This is a genomic window from Thalassospira indica (assembly GCF_003403095.1).
Lineage (GTDB): Bacteria > Pseudomonadota > Alphaproteobacteria > Rhodospirillales > Thalassospiraceae > Thalassospira > Thalassospira indica.
In genome coordinates, this window is sequence record NZ_CP031555.1 from 47,000 (window position 1) to 70,101 (window position 23,102).

Annotated in this window: 20 protein-coding genes; 9 read left to right on the forward strand and 11 right to left on the reverse strand. The window is 51.6% G+C overall.

Annotated features, from left to right (window positions below; all coding sequences use genetic code 11):
* Positions 1-48: 48 nt before the first annotated feature.
* From DY252_RS00195 to DY252_RS00205, 3 genes are all read left to right on the forward strand, one after another.
* A complete protein-coding gene (locus DY252_RS00195) occupies positions 49-753 on the forward strand; it encodes a GntR family transcriptional regulator (protein ID WP_064788085.1) in 705 nt (234 codons plus the stop codon).
* A complete protein-coding gene (locus DY252_RS00200) occupies positions 750-1,796 on the forward strand; it encodes a histone deacetylase family protein (protein ID WP_064788084.1) in 1,047 nt (348 codons plus the stop codon). The genes DY252_RS00195 and DY252_RS00200 overlap by 4 nt, the downstream gene beginning before the upstream one ends.
* Before the next feature lie 102 nt (positions 1,797-1,898).
* A complete protein-coding gene (locus DY252_RS00205; RefSeq protein ID WP_064788083.1) occupies positions 1,899-3,278 on the forward strand; it encodes an aspartate aminotransferase family protein in 1,380 nt (459 codons plus the stop codon).
* Between the two features lie 369 nt (positions 3,279-3,647).
* Here the strand turns inward: DY252_RS00205 and DY252_RS00210 are convergent, their stop codons facing one another.
* The 7 genes from DY252_RS00210 to DY252_RS00240 all read right to left on the reverse strand — a co-directional run bounded on the left by DY252_RS00210 (position 3,648) and on the right by DY252_RS00240 (position 10,903).
* Positions 3,648-5,048 carry an FGGY-family carbohydrate kinase gene (locus tag DY252_RS00210; RefSeq protein ID WP_064788082.1) on the reverse strand — a complete coding sequence of 467 codons (1,401 nt, stop codon included), beginning with the start codon at positions 5,046-5,048 and terminating at the stop codon, positions 3,648-3,650.
* Positions 5,045-5,359: an L-rhamnose mutarotase gene (rhaM, locus tag DY252_RS00215; protein ID WP_174713869.1), complete on the reverse strand. Its 315-nt coding sequence runs from the start codon at positions 5,357-5,359 to the stop codon at positions 5,045-5,047. The genes DY252_RS00210 and rhaM overlap by 4 nt, the downstream gene beginning before the upstream one ends.
* A 4-nt stretch (positions 5,360-5,363) precedes the next feature.
* Positions 5,364-6,380 carry an ABC transporter permease gene (locus DY252_RS00220; RefSeq protein ID WP_064788329.1) on the reverse strand — a complete coding sequence of 339 codons (1,017 nt, stop codon included), beginning with the start codon at positions 6,378-6,380 and terminating at the stop codon, positions 5,364-5,366.
* Positions 6,381-6,406: 26 nt separating this feature from the next.
* Positions 6,407-7,399: an ABC transporter permease gene (locus DY252_RS00225; RefSeq protein ID WP_231959658.1), complete on the reverse strand. Its 993-nt coding sequence runs from the start codon at positions 7,397-7,399 to the stop codon at positions 6,407-6,409.
* A gap of 1 nt (position 7,400) precedes the next feature.
* The gene (locus DY252_RS00230) at positions 7,401-8,888 is read right to left on the reverse strand and encodes a sugar ABC transporter ATP-binding protein (protein ID WP_064788080.1); all 1,488 of its coding nucleotides are present in this window, start codon (positions 8,886-8,888) and stop codon (positions 7,401-7,403) included.
* A 149-nt stretch (positions 8,889-9,037) separates the two neighbouring features.
* A complete protein-coding gene (gene rhaS / locus DY252_RS00235) occupies positions 9,038-10,024 on the reverse strand; it encodes a rhamnose ABC transporter substrate-binding protein (protein ID WP_064788079.1) in 987 nt (328 codons plus the stop codon).
* 69 nt (positions 10,025-10,093) lie between these two features.
* On the reverse strand, positions 10,094-10,903 hold the full coding sequence (locus tag DY252_RS00240) for a DeoR/GlpR family DNA-binding transcription regulator (RefSeq protein ID WP_197482554.1): 810 nt from the start codon (positions 10,901-10,903) through the stop codon (positions 10,094-10,096).
* A 215-nt stretch (positions 10,904-11,118) separates the two neighbouring features.
* On the opposite strand from DY252_RS00240, the gene DY252_RS00245 reads away from it, so the two are divergent.
* The 5 genes from DY252_RS00245 (at position 11,119) to DY252_RS00265 (ending at position 16,065) form a co-directional block, all read left to right on the forward strand.
* On the forward strand, positions 11,119-13,221 hold the full coding sequence (locus tag DY252_RS00245) for a bifunctional rhamnulose-1-phosphate aldolase/short-chain dehydrogenase (protein ID WP_064788078.1): 2,103 nt from the start codon (positions 11,119-11,121) through the stop codon (positions 13,219-13,221).
* A gap of 40 nt (positions 13,222-13,261) precedes the next feature.
* Positions 13,262-14,560 (forward strand): L-rhamnose catabolism isomerase, encoded by a 1,299-nt coding sequence (gene rhaI / locus DY252_RS00250; protein ID WP_064788077.1) that lies wholly within the window; start codon positions 13,262-13,264, stop codon positions 14,558-14,560.
* 431 nt (positions 14,561-14,991) lie between these two features.
* Positions 14,992-15,330 (forward strand): type II toxin-antitoxin system RelE/ParE family toxin, encoded by a 339-nt coding sequence (locus DY252_RS00255; RefSeq protein WP_064788076.1) that lies wholly within the window; start codon positions 14,992-14,994, stop codon positions 15,328-15,330.
* Complete coding sequence (locus DY252_RS00260; protein WP_064788075.1) at positions 15,327-15,605, forward strand: helix-turn-helix domain-containing protein; 279 nt, start codon at positions 15,327-15,329, stop codon at positions 15,603-15,605. The genes DY252_RS00255 and DY252_RS00260 overlap by 4 nt, the downstream gene beginning before the upstream one ends.
* A gap of 202 nt (positions 15,606-15,807) precedes the next feature.
* Positions 15,808-16,065 (forward strand): hypothetical protein, encoded by a 258-nt coding sequence (locus DY252_RS00265; RefSeq protein ID WP_064788074.1) that lies wholly within the window; start codon positions 15,808-15,810, stop codon positions 16,063-16,065.
* A 212-nt stretch (positions 16,066-16,277) separates the two neighbouring features.
* Here the strand turns inward: DY252_RS00265 and DY252_RS00270 are convergent, their stop codons facing one another.
* Positions 16,278-16,745, reverse strand: a complete 468-nt coding sequence (locus tag DY252_RS00270) for a very short patch repair endonuclease (RefSeq protein WP_064788073.1) — start codon at positions 16,743-16,745, stop codon at positions 16,278-16,280.
* 91 nt (positions 16,746-16,836) lie between these two features.
* On the opposite strand from DY252_RS00270, the gene DY252_RS00275 reads away from it, so the two are divergent.
* The gene (locus tag DY252_RS00275; RefSeq protein WP_064788072.1) at positions 16,837-18,330 is read left to right on the forward strand and encodes a DNA cytosine methyltransferase; all 1,494 of its coding nucleotides are present in this window, start codon (positions 16,837-16,839) and stop codon (positions 18,328-18,330) included.
* An 88-nt stretch (positions 18,331-18,418) separates the two neighbouring features.
* On the opposite strand, the gene DY252_RS00280 is transcribed toward DY252_RS00275, so the two are convergent.
* From DY252_RS00280 to DY252_RS00290, 3 genes are read right to left on the reverse strand one after another with little or no spacing between them, the layout of a single operon-like run.
* The gene (locus tag DY252_RS00280) at positions 18,419-20,482 is read right to left on the reverse strand and encodes an AIPR family protein (protein WP_064788071.1); all 2,064 of its coding nucleotides are present in this window, start codon (positions 20,480-20,482) and stop codon (positions 18,419-18,421) included.
* Complete coding sequence (locus tag DY252_RS00285; RefSeq protein ID WP_064788070.1) at positions 20,475-21,494, reverse strand: PD-(D/E)XK motif protein; 1,020 nt, start codon at positions 21,492-21,494, stop codon at positions 20,475-20,477. The genes DY252_RS00280 and DY252_RS00285 overlap by 8 nt, the downstream gene beginning before the upstream one ends.
* Positions 21,491-23,002, reverse strand: a complete 1,512-nt coding sequence (locus tag DY252_RS00290) for a Z1 domain-containing protein (RefSeq protein WP_082923388.1) — start codon at positions 23,000-23,002, stop codon at positions 21,491-21,493. Before DY252_RS00290 ends, DY252_RS00285 begins: the two co-directional genes overlap by 4 nt.
* Positions 23,003-23,102: the final 100 nt, after the last annotated feature.

Consider the following 23,102-nt stretch of genomic DNA (forward strand, 5'->3'; position numbering starts at 1 on the left):
TGCGGGCTTAATTCAAAGAACTCAAATCCACCTTCTGCGGGCTTACATATGACACAGGCACAGCCGTCCTCCAGCTTCCAACAGATTGATCGTGAAGGGCTCGTCCAGCGGGTTGCCAAGTTGCTGAGCAAAGCAATCGTTAGCGGAAAGCTTGCACCGGGCGCGCGGTTATCCGAATCGGTCGTCGCCCGCGAACTGGGGGTCAGCCGGGCACCTGTCCGTGAAGCCGCAAGGTTGCTTGAAAGTTCGGGACTGGTGAGGTCCGAGCCGAACCGGGGATTTTTCGTGCGTCAGGTTTCGATAAAGGCACTCAATGATTTGTATGAGTTGCGACTGGCGATTGAAACGGCCGTGGTCGAACGTCTGGTGCAGAACTGGAACGAAGAGCTCAACGCAACCCTGACTGCGCAGGTGGCCGAGCTTCACCGGGTTGCCACCGACGAGGCCGATATTTTCACCCAGGTCGAGGCCGACATGCAGTTTCACCGGCTGATGTGCACCGGCAGCGACAACCCGAAATTCCTGCAGGTGTTCGAACAGGTCGCCATAGAAACCGAGTTCAGCATCATGCTGATCGGGCAGTTGTATGACGATCCGACCCGAATTGCAGAAACACACGAACCGATTCTTAAAGCCCTGCGGGCACGCGATGCCACCAAGGCCGTTTCGTCGATCCGCTACCACATTTCGGAGGCGCAACGCATCGTGATCGATCAGTTCCGCCTTCTGGAAGAAGGCAAAACGTCGACATGAAATGCTTCTACGCCCCCGAAACCGAAACACATGATCCGATTTTTCGCCTGACCTATGGCAAGATCCAGCGTAATGCCGAACAGGCCGAACGCGCCAAGCTTTTGCTGGCTAGTCTTGATGCGCTTTCCCTGTCAGTAACCGAACCCGGACGCGCCCCGATGGCAGCCCTAGAAACCGTTCATACCAAGCGGTTTTTAAAGTTTTTGGAAACGGCGTGGGATGAATGGCAAAAGCAGCCCGATGCTGGCCCGGAAGTCGTCCCCAACGTATTTCCGCGTGCCGCAACATCGTCCTATCCGCACACCATTCTGGCCCGGGCGGGCTGGCATATGGGCGATACGTCTGCGCCGATTGGCCAGCATAGCTGGCAGGCGGCCTTGCGCGCCGCCGATTGCGCCATTGCCGCAACCGATGCGGTGCTGGCGGGGGATGACAAGGCCTATGCGCTGTGTCGGCCAGCGGGACATCACACCAGTGCCGAAATTGCCGCCGGGCATTGTTTGTTGAATAATGCCGCCATTGCGGCCGCACGCCTGCGCACCACACATGATCGCGTCGCCATATTTGATATCGATGTCCATCATGGCAACGGCACGCAGGATATCTTTTATGATCGCAACGATGTCCTGACCGCTTCCATCCACGCCGACCCCACGGACTATTACCCGTTCTTTACCGGCTTTGCCCACGAAACCGGGACGGGGAACGGCGAAGGATATAACCTTAATCTGCCCCTGCCTCGCACCACCACAGATGCAGCATGGCTTGCCGCAATCGATACCGTCCTTGACCGTATTGCCGACTTCAATCCCGGTGCGCTGGTTCTCAGCCTTGGGCTTGATACGCACGAGGATGACCCGTTGCTTGGCATGAAAGTCAGTTGGGACGGACTGCGCCGTGCCGGTGAAAAAATTGCTGCGGCGGGCTATCCGACGGTTATTGTGCAAGAGGGTGGATATCTGACACCATCACTGACAACGTCGCTGACATCTTTTCTTTCGGGTTATTTGGGCGCAAAAATACCCGCACTTGAGAGAAACTGACCCGCATCAGCCACCAATGGCGGGTTTGATCGCAACCGCATATACTGCAGAACAGAATGGCCGCCCCATATCAGGGCCTCATCATCAGAACGGGAGTTTCACATGAACCATCGGCCGAATTCGCTCCACATGTCCGACATCGCGCATTCGATGCATCCATACACCAATATGCGACTGCACGAAGAAAAGGGCCCGATGATCATGGCCGAGGGCAATGGCGCCCGCGTCACCGACAGCGAAGGCAAGGAATATATCGAAGGTCTTGCAGGGCTTTGGTCGGTTGCGGTTGGCTTTTCTGAAACCCGTCTGGCCGATGCGGCATATGCGCAGCTTAAACGCCTGCCCTATTACCACAGCTTTGCCCACAAGGCGCATGAGCCGTCGATCCGTCTGGCCGAAAAGCTGGTGGAAATGACGCCCGAGGGCCTGAACCGCGTGTTCTTTACCAATTCCGGATCGGAAGCCAACGACACCGTCGTCAAGATGGCCTGGTTCCTTAATAACGGTTTGGGTCGCCCGGAAAAGAAGAAGTTCCTGTCGCGCACCAAGGCCTATCACGGGATTACGATTGCATCGGGCTCACTGACCGGGCTTGCCGGCAACCAGAAGGACTTTGACCTTCCGGCCATTCCGGTAACGCATCTGAGCTGCCCGCATTTCTGGCGTTATGGCGAAGAGGGCGAGACGGAAGCAGAGTTCACCGCGCGCCTTTTGAAGGAGCTTGAAGACACCATCATCGCCGAAGGCCCGGAAACCATTGCGGCCTTTATCGGTGAGCCGGTGATGGGTGCGGGTGGTGTGATGACGCCGCCGGAAGGCTACTGGCCGGGTGTGGTGGAAATCTGCCACAAGTACGACATTCTGGTTGTTTCCGATGAAGTCATTAACGGTTTCGGCCGGACCGGTGCGCGGTTTGGCTGTGAAAAATATGGCTTCACGCCGGACATTCTGGTGACATCCAAACAGCTGACCTCGTCCTACATGCCGCTGGCAGCGATCGTTGTGAATGACAAGGTCTATAACGCGATTGCTGATAACACTGCCAAGCTTGGCAATTTCGGCCACGGCTTCACCGGCACCGGACATCCGGTGTCCTGTGCGGTTGGTCTGGAAAACCTCAACATCATCGAAGAACGCGATTTGATGGGCAATGCCAAACGTCTGGAACCACTGTTCCAGGATGGCTTGCGCGCCTTTGCAGATCATCCGTTGATCGGCGAAATTCGCGGTGTCGGCCTGATTGCAGGCCTTGAGATGGCAGACAAGAAAACCAAACAGCCATTTGGCAAACCCGGCACTGTTGCCGCCAAGGTCGTGGCACTGGCCGCCGAAGAAGGGCTTATTTGCCGCAATGTCTATGACACGGTGGCGCTTTGCCCGCCGCTGATCGTCACCGAGGATGATATCCGCGAAATCCACACCCGCCTTGGCCGCGCGCTTGACCGGGCACTTGAGTGGGCCAAGTCCGAAGGGATGCTTTGATCTAAAAATCGCCGCGCAAAATTAGCACGCGAGGTGCACCAATCAAAAAGCCGGAGGTGGGTTTTCCCATCTCCGGCTTTGTTTTGCTTGGCGCTATTTTACAACGTCAATGTGAATTGACGCACAAAACTGGAACTGTTGTATGCAAAAACCAACCACTTGAAGACGTCCGTGACATATATAATTCACCCCATCTGACGCAGTTATCTGGAAAATAAAGCACTCCAATAATTATATCTAAAAAATCAGTTAGTTAACTCAAAATAGCTTTATTCAAGATCGACGTATTTCCAGATTTATGTGTCATGCTTCAAGCGGTTAACTTGTTGCAGGACGGTTCAATCCATCCAGAACGAGACGTTCCCACTTTCAATGCAGATGGTCCTTATCAATCATTGAAAGTTTGTGTAGCCACAAATTCTTGTAGGCCAGAATACCGGTATCCGCGATCGGGTCTATTCGGGTTGAAGCATGTGAGTGATGCTGATGCATCCGACCTGTCAGAATTGCCGCGCCATAGCTGGTTCCAGAGCTGTCGCTTGAAGCAAAAATCTGCTGATCTTTCCGGAGACTGGCAAGCAATTGACACATGGCCGTGTTGGTCGCAAAGGGCCCCTCAAAAATCACCGGCCCTTCACTGCTGATCATTTCAAGGCCGTAATCAATCATCAAGGCACAATAAATTGTCGCAAGAGCAACCTTGTCGCGTTCAGTTCGCAGTGCAGCTTTGTTGATCAGATGCCCCGAGTGATGACCAAAAGGCCCCCCTGCTTCAGCAAATGAAGGTATCGCCAAGCATTCTGACGCGATCAAACGTTTGATATCAGAGATATCCGGATTATCTGTATGACCTTCAGCCAGGAACGCATATTCACGCCCGCCCATGAACCTTGCACTGGGCACGGCATTGCCATTCAGATCGACATTGCACAGGGTATCGCGATACTCGTCAAGCTGTGGTCGTGCGTCTCCACCAACCGAGAAACAAATTGTCCAAGTACCAGATGATACAAGCGAAAACGGTTGCTTAACCCTGGTAATCAAGGGCACTAGCGACGCATTGCTGTCATGAATGCCACAATGGATCTCGCAATCGGGTGGCAGGCCGGTTTCGGCAGCGATTTCCGGCAGAATATTGCCCAAGACATCACTTGCCCCACGCATGGGCGCGAATTTTCCGGCCCATCCTCGGGTTTTGGCAAGCTGGCTCCAATCGGCCTGATGCGGGTTCCATAGATCGGAATGACAGCCAAGCGACGTGACCTCGCAGGCTTTTATGCCAGACAACCGCCATGCCCAATATTGCGGATAGGGTAGAAAGTCTGTGGCACGCGCCATTTCTTCGGGAAAGGTTTGTTCAAGTGCAAATATCTGCCGCCCGAAATTCAGCCCTGCAGGCAAGCAGGGGCTTTGGCTATCGGCGAAATCATCACGTGCGCTGTCATAGGCATGATTGATTTCCGGGGCATATGTGTTTTCGTAATCCACAACCGGCAGAGCAAGCTCATCCCCCGCAAGGACCGCGACCGTGGCACCATGGGTCGTTACAACGATCCGTCCGATCACGGTCTCACGTGCCGCATCTTTCAGTGCGCTTTTATAGAAGTCCCACAGTCCTTCAACATCAAGATGGCGATAAGGCAATCCATCAATTGAACGATTTGGACAGCTTGTTTCAAACAGTATGGCACGGGTCTTGGTATCCCACACCACCAGCTTTGCATTGGTTTTGCCAATATCAATGACGGCAATGGCGCGCTTATCTGTCATGGCAGATAGAACACTTCTTTCAACGGAACAACTACGGGGCTGCCATCATCGTTGGTGGCCATGATATCGCCCATGAAACCCCACCAGCGCTGCATGATTTCATGGTTGGGCAACTCATCCATACCGTGGTCCTTGGAGCGGCGTAACACAGCAAAAAGGATGTTGGTTTCTTCATCAAGAAAGATGCTGTAATCCGAAATACCTGCTTTGCGCAGAAGCTCGCACAGATCGGGCCAGATTTCGTCGTGGCGCTTTTTGTACTCGTCTGCCCGACCCGGATTCAGCAGCATTTTGAAGGCAATCTTTTCCATGATGCTAGCCCTGCTTTTGTGATCGCAATTTGCGTGCACTCAAAATGCGGCGCCAGATGATCGGTGTGCCAATCACAAGGATGAGCAGCAGGCCGGTAAAGATCGACATCACAATGCCCGGCACGTTCATCAGGCCCATGCCAAAGGTGACAAGGCCCATCAGGAAAACAGCGATAAACACACCAACAATGCTGCCTGATCCTCCCATGATGTTGACCCCGCCGAGAACCACCATCGTTATAACTTCAAGTTCCCAACCCATTGCGATTGACGGGCGGGTTGAACCGATCCGTGATGTCAAAAGAACTGCTGCAACCCCGGCAAAAAGGCCAACAAGGGTAAACAGGAACAATCGATGGCGTTTGACATTGATCCCGGAAAACAAGGCTGCTGTCGGATTGTTGCCAATCGCGTAAACCCGTCGCCCGAAGGTGGTTTTATGCAGCAAAACTCCAAACACAACGGCAAGGCACAGGAACAGAACGAACTCAAACGACACCACGCCCCAGACATAGCCCTGACCAAAAAACGCGAAGCCGTCCGGGTAACTGCGATACACATCATCGCCCAGAACAATATAGGCAATGCCGCGATACAGGCTCATGGTGCCGATTGTCACAACAATTGCCGGTATGTCGAACTTGGTGATGATCCAGCCATTTACAAAGCCGGCGACGGCCCCAACCGCCATGCCGATCATGGCAAGTTCGATCGGACCAGCACCCATGCTATTGGCAAAGCCCATCGTTACCGATGCAAGTGCAATGGTCGAGGCAACCGATAAATCGATATCGCGGGCGATAATTAGCAGCGCCATAGGCAGTGCAATGATCGCCTTTTCGGTAAAGTTGAATGTCGCGTCCGACAAGCTCCACGGATCAAGGAAATACGGGGATAGCTGAGTGTTGGTGAAAAACGCAATCGCGACAAACACCATTAAAAGGGTTTCCCAGCGCATCAATTTGCTTCGTAAATCGCCATTGAGGCTGTCAGGCAGCTCTCGTGATATTTCTTTGGTCATGGGCTGTTTCAAGGTTTCTTCGTTGATCATTGGTGGGCCTCGCGGAGGATGCGTCGGCCACCACGCTTTTCACTACGTGAATTGATGATCACGGCCAGAACAATCACCAAACCGGAAATCGCAAGTTGCCAGAAAGGTGAAATACCGATCACGGGTAGTGCATTCTTGATCAGGCCAAGGAAAATGGCACCAAGTACCGCACCCCATATCGAGCCGATCCCCCCTGCGATACTGATCCCACCGATGACACAGGCGGCAACGACCTGAAGTTCAAAGGCCAGAGCAACTTCCACATAGGCAACCGCGTAGCGCGAAACCCACAGATATCCGCACATGCCCGCGACAGCACCGGAAATGCAAAAGGTAATGAACTGGTGTTTGCCAACATCCAGGCCGCTATAGACAGCAGCCTTCGGGTTCCCGCCAACCGCAAAGATCGAAAGGCCGGTCTTGGTAAAACGTGTAAAGATAAACATCACCAATGTCAGCGCGATAGCAATCCAGGAGAGGACCGTCAGATCAAGGAAAGTTGCGCGCGGTAGGGCAAGGAATTGCGGGGTCATTTCATGGGCGTTTACCCATTCCCCGTCGCTGAGCAAAAAGACAAAGCCGCGATAGACGCTCATGGTGCCAAGGGTAACAACGATCGACGGAATGCCGACCAGCCAGACCAATAGGCCGTTAAAGGCGCCAAGTATCAGCCCGATGCCAATCGACATGACAAGCGTCACAAAAGCGGACGTTTCCGGAAAGGCGACATTAAACAGAGCCACGCACATGCCGGTAAATGCCAGGTTCGATGCGACTGACAGATCGATACATCTTGTCAGGATTACGAGCATCTGCGCGCATGCAAGCATGATCAGAATGGCTGTATCGTCGAAAACCTCAGCCAAGTTCGCTGCGCCGACAAAGAACGGGGCTGCTGATCCCACGCCAACCAGCATCATGATGATCAGAGCACCAAGCAGCCATTCACGATGCGAGATCAGTTTGCCGATCATGGAAGTACTTTTCATATCAGGCTCCTGTCGCCGCAGTAACGATGGCTTCGGCTGTCATCTCGTTGCGATCAAATCGTGCTGCGATCCGGCCTTCATGCATGACGATAATGCGGTCCGACATGCCCATCACTTCCGGAAGTTCCGATGACACCATAATCACTGACAATCCTTGTCCGACCAGTTCACCCATGAATTTGTGAACCGCAGCTTTCGAACCGATATCGATGCCTTTGGTCGGTTCATCAACAATGATGACATTCGGATTGGTGGCCAGCCATTTGCTGATGACGACCTTTTGCTGATTGCCACCAGATAGGTTTTCAACATTTTCCGACAGGCTTGCCGCCTTGAGCTGAAGACGCGTGGCATATTGCCGCGCGACATCAAACTCACGGGCCATGTCAATAAAGCCGGATCGCGACAGACCGCCCAATTGCGGAAGTGTGATGTTCTGAAAAATTGGCAGGCTCAGGATCGCGCCCTGATGCTGGCGATCTTCGGGGACGTAAACCAGCCCCTGATCGACCGCATCACCAGGTGTGCGCGGGTTAAAGGGTTTGTCATTCAGCATAATCGATCCGGCCGAGGTCCGGGTCAGGCCAAACAGGGCTTGCATGACTTCACTGCGTCCTGCCCCGACGAGGCCATAAAATCCCAGGATCTCACCGCGGCGCAGCTGAAAGTCAATGTCAGCAAACTCTGTCGGATGGCACAGGCCTTCGACCGACATGACCGGTTCGCCGATTTCGGCTTCGATCTTTGGATAGATTTGTTTGACTGTGCGGCCGACCATCATTGCGACCAGGTCATCTTGGCTCACATCGTCAATTTCGCCCGAGCCAACAAATTGGCCGTCGCGAAAGACGGTGTAGCGATCGCAGATTTCAAAGATTTCATCGAACTTGTGGCTGATGAACAAAATCGCCTTGCCCTCGTCGCGCAGACGACGGACCAACCGATAGAGTTCCTGAATTTCATGATGGGACAGGGATGCTGTTGGCTCATCCATGATGACAATATTGGAATTGATCGACAGCGCACTGGCAAAGGACACCAGATGCTTGTGTGCGACACTTAGTTCACGCAGCGGAAGGTCCGGATCGATATTGACATCAAGATATTCCAGAAGCGTTTTGGCGCGTTTGCGCATAAGCGGCCAATCCAACAGACCAAACCTGTTGCGGTTCTGGTTGTTGATAAAGATGTTCTGGGTGACGGTGAGTTCGTCAAACATCACCGCTTCCTGATGAATGGCGGAAATGCCGTGGCGCTTCGCATCGGTAGCGGCCTGCATTTTGACCGGCTTATTGTCAATCAGGATGTCGCCATCATCAGGTGTGTAGATGCCGGTAAGCACCTTTACCAAAGTGGACTTTCCTGCGCCATTTTCACCAATCAGGGCGGTGACCTGTCCGGGATAGAGTTGCAGTTCGACGCCATCAAGCGCTTTAACCCCGGGGAATGTCTTGGAAATATTGCGCAGTTCAAGAACAGGCCTGTCCATGCTTCTCAAGCCTTCACATCAAAGTCTGGAAATTCTGGCTCAGGCCGCATGCGTTCGATGCAGATGCCTGAAGCGTCATCATCGCGGGAAAAAGAGTGGCGGAAACCGGTTCAGGGAGTAAAGGGTTTCCGCCAGTTCCGTGGTATCGCTTAGAAAATGTCGGCGAACTTGTGCACGTTCGACGCGTCATAAACGAACGGATCGGACATTGCGCCATTACCGTCTTTGTCAAAAGTGATGGTACCCATGCGACCGGCTTCGATCATCATGTGCTCATCGCCCTGCGTAAGCTGGTAAGCAATCATCATGGCCGAATAGCCAAGATCAATCGGGTTCCAGATGGCAAAGCTTTTGACGGAGCCGGCATCGACGTGACCTGCCAGTTCAGACGGCAGACCAAGACCGGTAACATAGACTTCGCCGATTTTGCCCTGATCAGCGACAGCCTGTGCGGCAGCAACAATGCCAACAGATGTCGGCGCAACGATCACTTTAAGATCGGGATATTTTTTGAGCAGTGCGACGGTTTCGCGATAGGATTTATCGGCAAGGTCATCGCCATAAACGGTATCAACGAGTTTCAACTGGCTGTATTCAGGCAGTACTTTTTTCATCTCGTCGATCCAGATGTTCTGGTTGGTCGAGGTCGGGGTCGCAGACAGAATTGCCATTTCACCACCAGCGTCACCAACGACATCCGCTGCCAGTTTGACGCACATTGCCCCAATCAAGGCGTTGCTTGACGGATTAAGGTGAACAATGCGGGCATCTTCGGCAACGCCACTGTCCCAGGAAATCACTTTGATACCACGATCCATCGCGCGTTTGAGGATCGGAGCGAGTGCATCAGGATCGTTTGCGGAAACCGCAATTGCATCGACGCGCTGCGCCATCAGGGAGTTAATGCTTTCGATCTGACCTTCGGCAGTGGTCGAGGTCGGCCCGGTATAAATGACTTCTGCATTGCCGACTTCCTTGGCAGCTTCCATTGCGCCATCACGGGCCGCTTCAAAGAAGCCATTGCCAAGCGATTTAACAACAAGTCCGACACGAACCGGATCAGCGGCCTGTGCGGTTACCGATGCCATGCCCATGGCAAAAATGGCGGCGGCCATCAGAGACTTCTTGAATTTCATAACGTTCCTCCATGATTGATTTTATTGGTTATTGTCTGACAGGCGCCGGGCTCTTTTTGTCCCTTTGGGCTATGCGCTTGCCGTATTTCGATCTTCTTGTTCCTTGGCCTGCACAACGACAAGTTTGATGCTGGCGCGCTCAAGCATGGCGCGGTCTTCGTCACCAATTCCGTCGTCTGTGATCAGGGTGTCGATATTGTCGAGCTTGCACAGGAACATGTTGCTGCGCTGGCTGAATTTGGTGCTGTCGATCATGACCACCAGCTTCTCTGCTTGCGCGATCAGGCGCTGTTCCGACTGGATGATCATCGGATCACTTTCCATCAGGCCCATTGAATTGATGCCCTGTGCCCCGACAAATGCTTTGGAGGCGTAAAAGTTGTGGATCACATCGCTTTCAAACGGACTGAGAATGATGTTCTGTTCGCGATAAATGGTGCCACCAGGCACAACCACACTGTTTTCGCTATGCTCGATCAGGTAATCGGCCAGCGGAAAGGAATTGGTCAGAACCTGCATCTTCTTGGACTTGAGAAGCGGGGCCATCTGGTAGGTGGTGGAACCACCATGAATGATGATGGAGTCGCCCGGTTCGCACATCTCGACAGCGCGTTCCGCAATCGCCGCCTTCTGCGCAACATTGAGCGTTTTTGTTACAAAGAACGGACGTCCCAGCAATTGTTTGCTGGTGACTGGATTGATGGCCTCTGCCCCGCCGCGAATGCGACGAAGCTTATTATCTTCGTCGAGTGCAGCGATGTCGCGGCGAATGGTGGCCTCGGAAACGTCCAGCATATCCACAAGCTGGGCGACCGTGACAACGGGGTGTTCCCCGACCGCACGCAAAATCAATCTATGTCGTTCACGTTCATGCATCATTGGCTCTCCATTCGCCTGATATTCGCGCATACTCAGTCATTGTCAAACAAAAAATGTCATAATTGATCATATTGCAGCGCAATATTGAAAGAATATGATCGTTTTTGATTGACTGTGATTGGAATCCGGTTTAGTTGCTTGAAAAAAATGGGAGGCGGCAAAAGCATTCATAGCAGACCGCCATGTGTAACGTCCAAGTGATAGGTTATCGGATCATGTCATCTGTTCCCTCTGAGATTCTTCTTCCAAACAAATGGGACGCGGAACACGCCGCAGGCCTGAGTGAGCCTGAGCGTTTGCTGTATCGGTCCAACCTTCTTGGTTCTGATTTGCGCATCACCAATTTTGGTGGCGGAAATACATCCGCCAAGGTTTGGCAAAAGGATCCACTTGGCGGCGATGAAGTCGAAGTGCTTTGGGTCAAGGGATCAGGTGGTGATGTCGGCAGCATGAAGCTTGACGGGTTCTCGACCCTTTACATGGATAAGCTGCGCGCGCTTAAGGGGCTGTATCGCGGTGAAGAGTTCGAAGATGAAATGGTGGCTTATCTGCCGCACTGCACCTTTAACCTCAACCCGCGCGCGGCAAGTATCGATACACCGCTTCATGCCTATATCAATAAGCCGCATGTCGACCACATGCACCCTGATGCCGTGATTGCGATTGCCGCCTCAAAAGACAGTCGGGCGATAACTCAGGAAATCTATGGTGATGATATCGGTTGGTTACCTTGGAAACGTCCGGGCTATCAGCTTGGCCTGATGCTTGAGCAGTATTTTAACGACAATCCGAACAGCAAGGGTGTCGTTCTTGAAAGCCACGGCCTGTTCACCTGGGGCGACAGCGCTGAGGAATGCTACAACACCACAGTTGAAATCATTAACAAGGCAATTGCCTGGTTTGATGGCAAAACGGCAGGTGCCGAAATTTTTGGCGGGGTGCGCCACAAAAGCCTCGATGCGGGGCGTCGCCGTGAAATTGCTTCGACCCTGATGCCGCGGATCCGCAGTTTTATTGATGCGGGCGAACGCAAAATTGGTCATTTCAACGATAGCGAAGCGGTCTTGGAGTTTGTGAACTCGCATAAGCTGGAAGAGCTTGCTGCACTTGGGACGTCATGTCCGGACCACTTCCTGCGAACCAAAATCCGTCCGATCATTATCGATTTTGATCCGGCCAAACCTGATCTGGACGCTGTGATCGAAGGATTGTCTGAAGCCTTTGCCAGCTATCGCGAGGATTACAAAGGCTATTACGAGCGCTGCAAACACGATAACAGTCCCGCCATGCGTGACCCCAATCCAGTGATCTACCTGATCCCGGGTGTGGGGATGCTGTCCTTTGCCAAGGACAAGGCAACAGCACGTATTGCTGGCGAGTTTTATGTCAACGCGATCAATGTCATGCGCGGTGCCGACACCGTCAGCACCTATATGGGGCTGGATGAGCAGGAAGCGTTCGATATCGAATACTGGCTGTTGGAAGAAGCCAAATTACAGCGCATGCCCAAACCCAAAAGTCTGGCGGGCCGCGTTGCGGTTGTCACAGGCGGTGCCGGTGGCATCGGCAAGGCAACTTGCGGACGTCTGTTGCAGGAGGGCGCCTGTATTGTTGCCTGTGATATTGATGAAACAGCACTGAGCGAGGCAGTCTCAGACCTGCAATCCGTCTTTGGCAAGGATCAGGTGCGTGGACTTCCCGTCAATGTGACCAGTGAAGACTCAGTCATCAAACTGATGCATGACAGTTGTGCGGAATTTGGCGGCATCGATATCTTGGTGTCGAATGCGGGCATTTCGTCTGCTGCACCAATCGATGAAACCAGCCTCGAAGTCTGGCAGCGCAACATGGATATCCTCTCAACCGGTTATTTCCTGGTTGCGCGTGAAGCCTTCAAGATCATGAAGTTGCAAAAGCGCCCAGCCAGCATGGTGTTTGTTGCATCCAAAAACGGGCTGGTTGCATCGCCGGGGGCATCGGCCTATTGCACAGCCAAGGCTTCGGAAATTCAGTTGGCCCGTTGTCTCGCGCTGGAAGGCGCACCGTTTGGCATTCGCGTCAATGTGGTTAACCCGGATGCGGTTCTGCGCGGATCAAAAATCTGGTCTGGTGAGTGGCGCGAACAACGCGCCAAGGCCTATGACATGGCACCCGATCAACTTGAAGAGCATTACCGTCAGCGCAGTATGCTCAAGCTCAATGTCTTGCCAGAAGACATTGCAGAGGCGATCTATTTCCTAGCCTCCGACAATGCGGCAAAATCAACGGGTAACGTGGTTAATGTCGATGCCGGTCATGCACCGTCATTCACCCGATAAACATATCAAGGGTCGGCTATAACGACCCGGGGAGGAACCCATGGCTTCACAAGCACCGATTTCGGCAGAACTGATTGCCGAACATAACGATGCGCATCGTTCCGCATCGGATTCAGATTATAGCGCACTGGGTGAGCAACTTGCCCGTCGTGGACTTGATATCGAAAAACTGACGACGGCAGCCCGGAACTTTTCGGTCGCAATCCCGTCCTGGGGTGTCGGAACCGGCGGGACGCGGTTTGCGCGTTTCCCCGGTGTGGGCGAGCCACGCAACATCTTTGAAAAGCTTGCCGATTGCGCCGTCATTCAGCAGTTGGGCCGTGCGACGCCGACAGTGTCGCTACATATCCCGTGGGACAAGGTCGATGATCTCGGTGAACTGCGCGATGTCGCGACGGGATATGGCCTTGGTTTTGACGCGATGAATTCCAACACGTTTCAGGACCAGGATGATCAAAACCAGTCATACAAGTTTGGTAGCCTCAGTCATTCTGAAGCTGCGGTGCGTGAACAGGCAGTTGCCCATAACCTTGAATGTATTGAAATTGGTCAGAAACTTAGCTCAAAGGCGCTGACTGTCTGGGTTGGGGATGGAACGAACTTCCCGGGACAGCAAAGTTTTACGCGCAGCTTTGAGCGTTATCTTGATGCGATGAAGGCGGTCTATGCAGGCGTACCCGATGACTGGAAGCTGTTCATCGAACACAAGATTTTTGAACCGGCTTTCTACTCAACCGTCATTCAGGACTGGGGGAGCAACTATCTCGCCGCAACCGAACTCGGTCCAAAGGCATCCTGCCTTGTCGATCTTGGTCATCATGCGCCGAATGTAAATATCGAAATGATCGTTGCCCGGCTGTTTCAGTTCGGTAAGCTTGGCGGCTTCCATTTCAATGACAGCAAATACGGTGATGATGACCTCGATAGCGGATCGATCAATCCTTATCAGCTGTTCCTTGTTTTCAATGAACTGGTCGAGGCAGAGCGCCGTGCGCCGGAAAAATTCGATCCGGCCTACATGCTTGATCAATCCCACAATGTGACGGACCCGATCGAAAGCCTGATTTCGAGTGCGGTTGAAGTGCAGCGGGCTTATGTGCAGGCATTGCTCGTCGACCGTGCCGCGCTTGAAGGCTATCAGGACGAAAATGATGTGATGATGGCAAACCGTACGCTCAAGACAGCATACAATACCGATGTGTCACCAATACTCGCCATGGCGCGTCAGCGTGCTGGCGGGGCAATTGACCCGGTTATCGCCTATCGTAAAGCCGGTTATCGAAACGCTGTTGGCAAACAACGCCCGGCTAGTCGCAGCAGTGGTGGTGGAATAGTTTAAGCAACCGGTAATTCACCGAAAAAACTAGAAAAGCCGAAGGCAATGCCTTCGGCTTCTTATTTTACGCGTCACAGATTCTAAAATTATGCGTCGCGTTTCCGGTTTTATGCGTCAATTCACAGTTGTGAATTGACGCATAAAACTGGAATTCAAAATGCCAAAACTCCAGGAAATCACACAATCTATGACACATAAAACTAGCCCATTCTGACACAACTAACTGTAATTTTTCTTCTGTAAGAAATTATCTTTTTAAAACAAATGACTAGAGAACCCGCCTCACACCTTCAAGCTGCCAAAGTTCCAACTTTATTTGTCACATTTCCAGCCTGAAGAGCCATCCCAAAAACATTGGTACTAATCCCATTTTTTGTTGACGAGTAAGTCATTAAGCCCCAGCATGTACCGTGCACGGTACATGCTGGCAATGAATGAAGAGGATTGAAGCGCATTTCTCTAGAACACAAGGCGAGATAGAGCCGGTACGAGAGTTTCTCAAACAACTTGATCAACCGGATCGTAAAAGCGTTGGTGAGGATATTGCTACTGTAGAATATGGTTGGCCGCTAGGCATGCCGACTTGCAGACCGCTTGGCAACAGACTTTGGGAAGCACTAAGCAATATCTCCAGCAAGCGAATTGTCAGGGTTATTTTATGTATCGCGAACCAATCAGTCCTTTTACTCCACGCCCTCACTAAGAAGACGCAAAAAACGCCGCCCGAAGATATGAACCTTGCACTCTTGCGCAACAAGGAACTTGAGAAATGAATGATCACATTGGTTCTTCCTTTGATGATTTCCTCGAAGAGGGGGGCATTCAGGAAGAAGTGGAAAATGTCGCCATTAAGCGAGTTCTCGCATGGCAGCTTCGTCAGGAAATGGATAAGAAACGTTTGAGCAAAACAATGATGGCCCGAGCGATGAAGACAAGCCGCGCTCAACTTGATCGATTGCTTGATGACACAAATGACAAGGTGCAGCTTGATACCATGATCCGCGGCGCTAAAGCTGTCGGTCGTAAGCTCAAGCTTGAATTGGCTTGAAGCACTAACTCATTCTTTCATTCACCCGTCGAATTCGAAAGGCGACAAATCTGATCAAACCGGGTGTCTACAATTCCAGGGGCTATTCAGTTTATCATCGGCCTCGAACCAAGCGCGAATACTCGCTTAAATGCCAAGTTTGTTTTTCTGACTTACGGTACCGACGATAAGCTTTCCTTTACGGACGAGAGGGAATGAAGGCATGCAAAAAGTTTCAGCAACAGAACTGGCAAAGAAATTTGGTGCGTACAAATCGCGAGCACTCGTCGAGCCTCTTTGCGTGACGTGCAATGGTCGTGCTGAGCTTGTGCTTATGTCGCGAACGGAGTTCCTGAAGTTGCGTAACAGCTACAGAGCGTCAATCAAAACGGTTGATCTTTCCGAGAAGGAACTCAACTTGATCATGAATACCAAACCTGCGACGGGCTCTGAACAATATGATCACGAAGTGGTTGATTGAAAGAACACCATTGCGGGCAGCACAATCAGATCAGCTTCTTCACGACTGCTTTTCGTCCAAGAGAAGTAAAAAATCCATAAAATCAATTTCTTATCATATATTCAGTTTGCGCAAAGGGCCACAAACTTCGAAGATCATGTGTCGAATTTTACTTGTAGTGTAAGTTTGTCATGCAGCAAACTGGATATCACGGTCCAAGGTAGTCACCTAGGCTAGCGTTGATTGCTGCCCTTCTGAGACGCCCCAAATTCGGCATTCTTATTCTCGGTTTGACTTAAGAAGCCAGTCAAGCCGTCAATCAATTCAACATCAATCTTTGACCCAATAGCACACTCCCATACAATTGCAGTGCGCCAACCTAGGTTATGCAATTCCTTTATCGCTGTTTTATCTCTCTTGGTATTGGCCGCAAATTTTTTAGTCCAGAAATCAGTGTTTGTTGCCGGCGTCGTCGCTTTTTTGCAGTCCGGATGACGATGCCAAAAGCAACCATGCACAAAAATCACAACTCGCCACTTCGGCAGCACTATGTCCGGTGAACCTGGCAACAGACGTACATTGAGCCTGTAGCGGTAGCCCATAGCGTGCAGTGCTTTTCTCAGCAGAATCTCTGGCTTCGTGTTTCTGCTCCTGATGCCTGACATCATTCTGGAGCGAATTTTGGGGTCGACGATATCCATGATGTAACGAACTTAGCGCAATCAAACTTATTTTCCACCTGGTTACATTTGGTGAAACCTGGTAAAAGGCTCGACATTATGGGGAGAAACGATGTCCAAAGATTTTGCCATCATTGATTTGTTCGCCGGGCCAGGGGGGTTGGGTGAAGGATTTTCAAAGGCAGGACGAGACGAGGAAACCTCAATGAAGACCCATCTCTCAATCGAGATGGATGACCATGCAATTCAAACATTGCGACTGAGAGCCTTCCTGCGGTCCTTTGACCGATTTCCCCAAGAATATTACGACGCTATCAATAGTGGTCTTGAGCTTCCAGACTGGGCTGAGCTCTATCCCAACAATTGGAAAGTTGCTGCCGAGGAGGTACGTCAACTTGTTTTGGGAAGCGATGGCGTATTCGAGGAACTGGCAACCGAGCTTGATCAAGTACGCGAACGCCATCATGGCGATACTATCTTGATCGGAGGACCTCCATGCCAGGCATATTCCTTGGTTGGAAGATCGAGAAATCGAGGCAAGGAAGGTTACGTTCCCGAGGATGATAATCGGCATTTTCTATATCGGGAGTATGTGCGCATTCTAGACCGGCTTCGCCCTGCGGCCTTTGTGATGGAAAATGTTAAGGGGATGCTCTCGAGCCAAATTAATGGCGGTCGGATTTTCAGCAAAGTCCTCGATGATCTTGAGGAGGCGGGAGACGGGTACCGTTTGTTACCGCTCGCAGCTTCCTCCCCACCCGACGGCTTCCGAGCTTCGGCCAACGACTTTCTGATACGGTCAGAAGACTTCGGAGTTCCACAAGCCCGCCATCGAGTAATCATTCTCGGAGTTCGGGCGGATCTGGCACAACGCCTGAAACTTGATGGCCCGCTTCTCGGCAAACCCCAAAAGCAGGTCAACGTGGGCAGTGCAATTGGTGGCCTTTCGCGTCTCCGAAGTGGACTTAGCCGCGGCGACACGACAGAAGCTTGGAAAACTACAATAGTTGAACAGGCTATGCGCATTTCCAGAACAGGAAGCATTCCAAAAGAAGTGAGGAATATCGCGCAAAGAATTTCTTCTGCCAAAAACTTGCCTGAAGAGAGGTCAAGTAGCGAGAAGATGATTGCTGGTGATATGCCAAAACATCTCCTCGAGTGGTTCGATGATGAACGACTTCGTGCAACAATGCATCATGAGACCCGAGGACACATCCCGGACGATATTGGCCGCTACCTTTTCTCTTCTGCCTTTTCGAGCGCGTACGCACGTTCCCCGAAGCTGGACGAGTTTCCAGTGTTTTTGCTGCCAGCTCATAAGAACCGGGATTCTGGACATTTTTCCGACCGCTTTCGTACCCAAGTTTCAGGGCGCCCGTCTACTACCGTCACGAGCCACATATCCAAGGATGGTCACTATTTTATCCATCCCGATCCAACCCAGTGCCGCTCACTCACCGTGAGGGAGGCTGCACGCTTGCAAACATTCCCTGACAACTATTTGTTCTGCGGGCCGAGAACCAAACAATATCATCAAGTAGGTAACGCGGTACCACCGTACTTGGCTTGGCAAATAGCTAAAGCGGTTTACAAAATCTTGAGATGAAGAAAGCCCAAACGTTGGCCTAATCAGATAGAGCGAAAGCGGTCTCTAACCAAGCGTCTCAGATTAGGCAAAAATGTGCGGATAAAGCCTATGCGTCTTCTTGATTTACTGCAAAGCCTAGGCTCTGCGCTTCGCTGAGGATCTTCTGCCCCTGAACCGCCTGCTTCCGACTTGGCTTACGTCCCTGAGACGCGAGATGCCCAAGACTAAATGACAGACTTCTCTGCCATCCCTGCAGATTATGGGTCTCTTTTGCCCAGCTTGAGATCCCGAACCACGTATCAGCAGGCACGTGCGCCATTGCGTCTATAAGCGCGGCCTCCTCCGAACTAGGCGCGTCTGCCGTATGTGTGCCTTTCTTCAGCCTGTTGGCGGGCCTTGATGACAGTCCCTTGGAAATTGCTTCAGGCACATCCAGCTCTGTTTCTCTGAACCGCTCCCAGCACAGATCTTTCTTACACCACTCACCAATGTTCTGGCCATTTGGGGCATTCGTGATGTGCTTGTGAGCGAGAACTGTGATTTCCTCAATAAATGCTGCCAGCGCTTCAGGGAGATCCTGACTCTCCCATATCTCCTCCAGATCAACCCTCTGAGCCGTACAGTGACTGAGCAAAGCGAGGGAATATGCCACAATCTGAGACCGGTACCCGCCGAACTTCTGTCGGGTAACAATACGCTCCGTCTCCTTAAACAAGATTGCTTTAGCGACGAGGCGTCTGAAGTACTCTTCATCAACCTCTATGCCGCCACGCTCATCAAGCTTGGCCATGAAATAGAGAAAACTTTTCTGCGCCCCACGCGCCACTATCTGCGGAAGCTGTGACCAGGCATTTTCAAATTTCCCCAGATCAGTCTTAGTAAACATCTGCCGGCGTGGGTTAATAGCCTCCCATGCTTTCTGCCGTGCCGGCGTCCCCTCACGCGTTTTGCTATCCAAATACTGGCCACGGGCTCTCTCAAAGAACCAACGTGTCTGTTTCTGGAGACCTCTCTTCGGCGGGGCCCAAGTCTTTCTTGAAACTTCTTCAAGCTTTACGTGGAAGGGGTCGTTGGAAGTGAAATCCGCCTTGTTCACCTTGTTCTGACTGTTGGCAAAAAGAGAAATTTTAGGAGCAACCTCGTCGACGTACTCGGTCCCAGTGATCTCGGTAATCTTCACAGGTATGAATATCTTCGAAATATCATATTTGTCCTTTGTGGCCGCCCGGTATATTGAGCCGGTAGTCTGTCCCCCGTTTACGATCTGAAAATCATCAGTAGATGATATCTCAAAATTATCTATGCCATTCTCTTCACCGGTCACACCTCTGACAACAATCGAAAGCCCATTGTTATAGGCAACAAACATATCAGACTCTTCCTGGATTGTTTTTCTGATACCCTTGTTCACATCGCCCCTGAGCTGAAGAAAACTTCGGACATTCCGCTCGAGCAGGCGGGGACCATGGCGCAGATAAAGGTCCACAATTGTCTGGCCGGTGAGCATAGACATAAAGCACCGGTATTTTTCAGAGGTCTGCGGGACAGCCAGACACCTGAGAGGCTGGCCTGTCAGATCCTCAAAATTTACCTTGATCGGCTCATGGCCCGCGTTCGACACATCAGCCCGGTATAACCGACGCAGATCCCAGACATGATGGGATATTTCAATCTCGCCAATCCTGAAATCCTCAATTGCCTCAATTTTTGTAAGCCCGTCGGTCACGAGGAATAATCGTGCTGAAACAAGATCACGCCGCGAAGACCAGATTGCCCAAGCCATGTCATAGCCATCAGACGCCTCCTCAAGAGACTTGTGATATCCATCAAGCGCCTTCTCGAGGAAAGATCTTACGCGTTTGAATGCTGTATCAACATCCGTTTTTGTTACGCTTTCTAGGGCCTCCGTAAGCCTTGCATCAGTGACAAAAAGGTCAAGCCTGTCTCCGTCCTCGGAGACATAAAAGCCATTCGCCTTTACTCCGCGGGCCTGATGATAGGAAATCTCGGCATCCTCTATCTCACCAATATCCACCAGATACTCAATGAAGACCTGGGTGAGTTCATCTTCACGCAACGCCCCTTCTTCATGAGCGTCCGCTCTGGCGATAACCTCCTGAACGAAGTCCCGCTGAAACCTTTCAAGATCAACAATTTCCAGATCAGCCATTCACACCTCCAAGCACTTCCCCGAATTTATCTCCGTCGGTTAGATAACTGCTCAGCGCATCTGCGACGATTGTATATTTGATATCACCCACCCCGGGAGGCAGATCCTTTTCAGTTAATCTCGGAAAATTTCCTTGAACACGGTAAATCACAGGATCGGAAATCACGTATTTTTTGTCTGTGTAATCGGAGTTCGCTCCTTCTTCATATCCCCCCTCCCTCAGCCTCAGGCTGAGTTCCGCTAACGCAAGGGGTTCTTTCACCATTAATCTTCGAACTGCTTCCACGGTTTCAGCGAGTGATATTCCTGCACTACCCTCATCAAGTCGGATATGCGCAAGGAAAAGATACTGGTGCGGCTTATCATCCAGTTGCTTCTCACTGTTTATCTTAAGAACAGAATGCCTTTTCGTGATTGTGGTCTTCACCTCAACCGCAGTCTCGGCACATATGAAATCCTGGTGCGAGCCTGAAGGGCCATACCACGAGAAAACCGCGTCTGTTGCTGAAACGGGGCCGATCATGCGCTCCTTCAGGAATACCAGTTCCCCTAAAAGACCCCTTTGCTTTTCTGGTGACAGCCCCTTGCCACCTCCACCCTCCATCATCCGCTTCCAGCGGGCCAGATAATCCAAGGCCTCTCGGAATGCAGCTTCTTCATCAGCAACTCGGGACAGCTGCTCTGTGAGCGAAGCTGCAAAGGTCGCGAAAAGATCTTCAAATTCCTTTTCTTCAAGAACCAGAAAGAGACAGAGACACCCCTCTGGTACACCTGGAACATCAGAAACCTGGACTTTGATCCCTTTCGTGGAGGGAGACTTGATTTTCTCGTTGCCGCCGGATTTGGTTCCCTCAACGATAATCGCACGATTTCCGGTCGGCCATGTTATGGCAAGGAAGAGCTTTACTTTGCAATCCTTGGCGATCCTCCTACGGGTCATTCCGCTCTGAGGTTGCGGGTCTGCCTCCGCGATGAGCTCTGCCCAGACCTTTTGGGGCTCCTTATTCTTCATTCGAACAACTCCTCAAGTGCCCGAACACTGGTCTCAGCGTAATCGATGAGCGGAGCATTTTCGTCATACGGGAAACTGACAGCAAAACCCATCAACGGGCGCTCAATCCCCTTAACATGGATCGGATATATAAGCAGAAGACCATCAGTTACTGCTCTCTGACGGCGGACCCAAACACCCGAGGGTTTATCAGGCTCCTTGCCCTTGCTTCCCTTTTCCCTCCAGCATCTCCGGGTTTCTTCAAGCGCAGCAGCGAATTGTTCATCATTAAGATCCATCCACTCATCTTTCGGATCCACTAGACGCCCGATGGAGTACTTGGAATCGGTTTCTATTTTGCTTTCACGCGTCAGAAGTCCGACTTCATGCCCGCCGATACGCTCGGGGTCCACCTGTGAGCGAGAGGAAGAAACCAGTCGTACAGACCAGTTAGTGAGCTTCTCTGCGGCAACCCGGTTTTCGACGTATTGAGATATCGCCGTGCTGTTCGCCTTCCACGACTCACGAGAGGTTGTAGCGGATTTAAAAAGATCTATTACTTTTGCTGCCTCAACGTTGCGCCAGTCACGGGTGTTATTTTCTCCACGGGAATGCTCCTCACCAAGAGATCGGATAAAGCCCTCGAAGACTTCAAAATTCTGTTTTGGCACCGGGTCATTGATATCAAAAGCCACCGTTTCTGATATTGTCCCCGAAAAACCAGCCCGGATTTTTCGGCTCGCGCGCATTTTATTGGCAGCGGTAATAAGCAACCCGTCCGGATGGGTCCGTACCCTGTTCGTATATTCAAGCGGTGTCATGCCTCTGGAGAAGATATGATCAAACTCCTCCCTAAGCTCGGACGTCGCAGTTGCAATGTGCCGGTACCACTTGATCAGCTCAGGGGACGTATAAAGCCGGAGCAGGTCTGCATACCTTGGGCGGTAACCAAACCAACGGCCCATCTGCATCAGAGTATCGTACATCCGCGATGTTCTGATGAAATAACTCACACTAAGCCCCTCAAGGGTAAGACCTCGTGAAAGTTTATCGCCGCCGATTGCTATCACGTACATACCGTCGGGATGATCAACATAATCCAACGCGTCTTTTGCAGAGCCATTAATTTCCCTGACTTCAATTCGCTTGGCAGCCTTTACAATTTCCCCTTCGACGTCTTCCCAGCGAAGCGGTTTGATATCTTCTTGCGGCAGTAATTGCCGCACTTTTTTGGATGTAGGGACAAAGTCACGGTCCCAAAGATCACGGAGGTTCGAGAGAGAGTTCCCCCCTGATCCCGGATACTCCAGCTGCCGGCGTATATCATCAAACTCTTCTTTTACAATTCGCGCGACCTCGCCCTGAACGCGGGTAAATCTAGTGACATGCACCAGCATGGAATTATGTTCATTAATGTCACCTCTGGCACGCCTTGCAGCACAGACCAGAATAAATGCGTTTATTGCTTCTATCAGAGAAGATGGCAGGTAAGTGTAGAGGATTGCACTTATCGGCGGCCAAACTCGCACTCATCGCGCATTTCTGGTTCAGATTAAGTGATTTTATCACGTGTGCCAAAGCCACTTTATCTGCGAACGAGATCAGATTAATAACCGCCAGATCGAAATC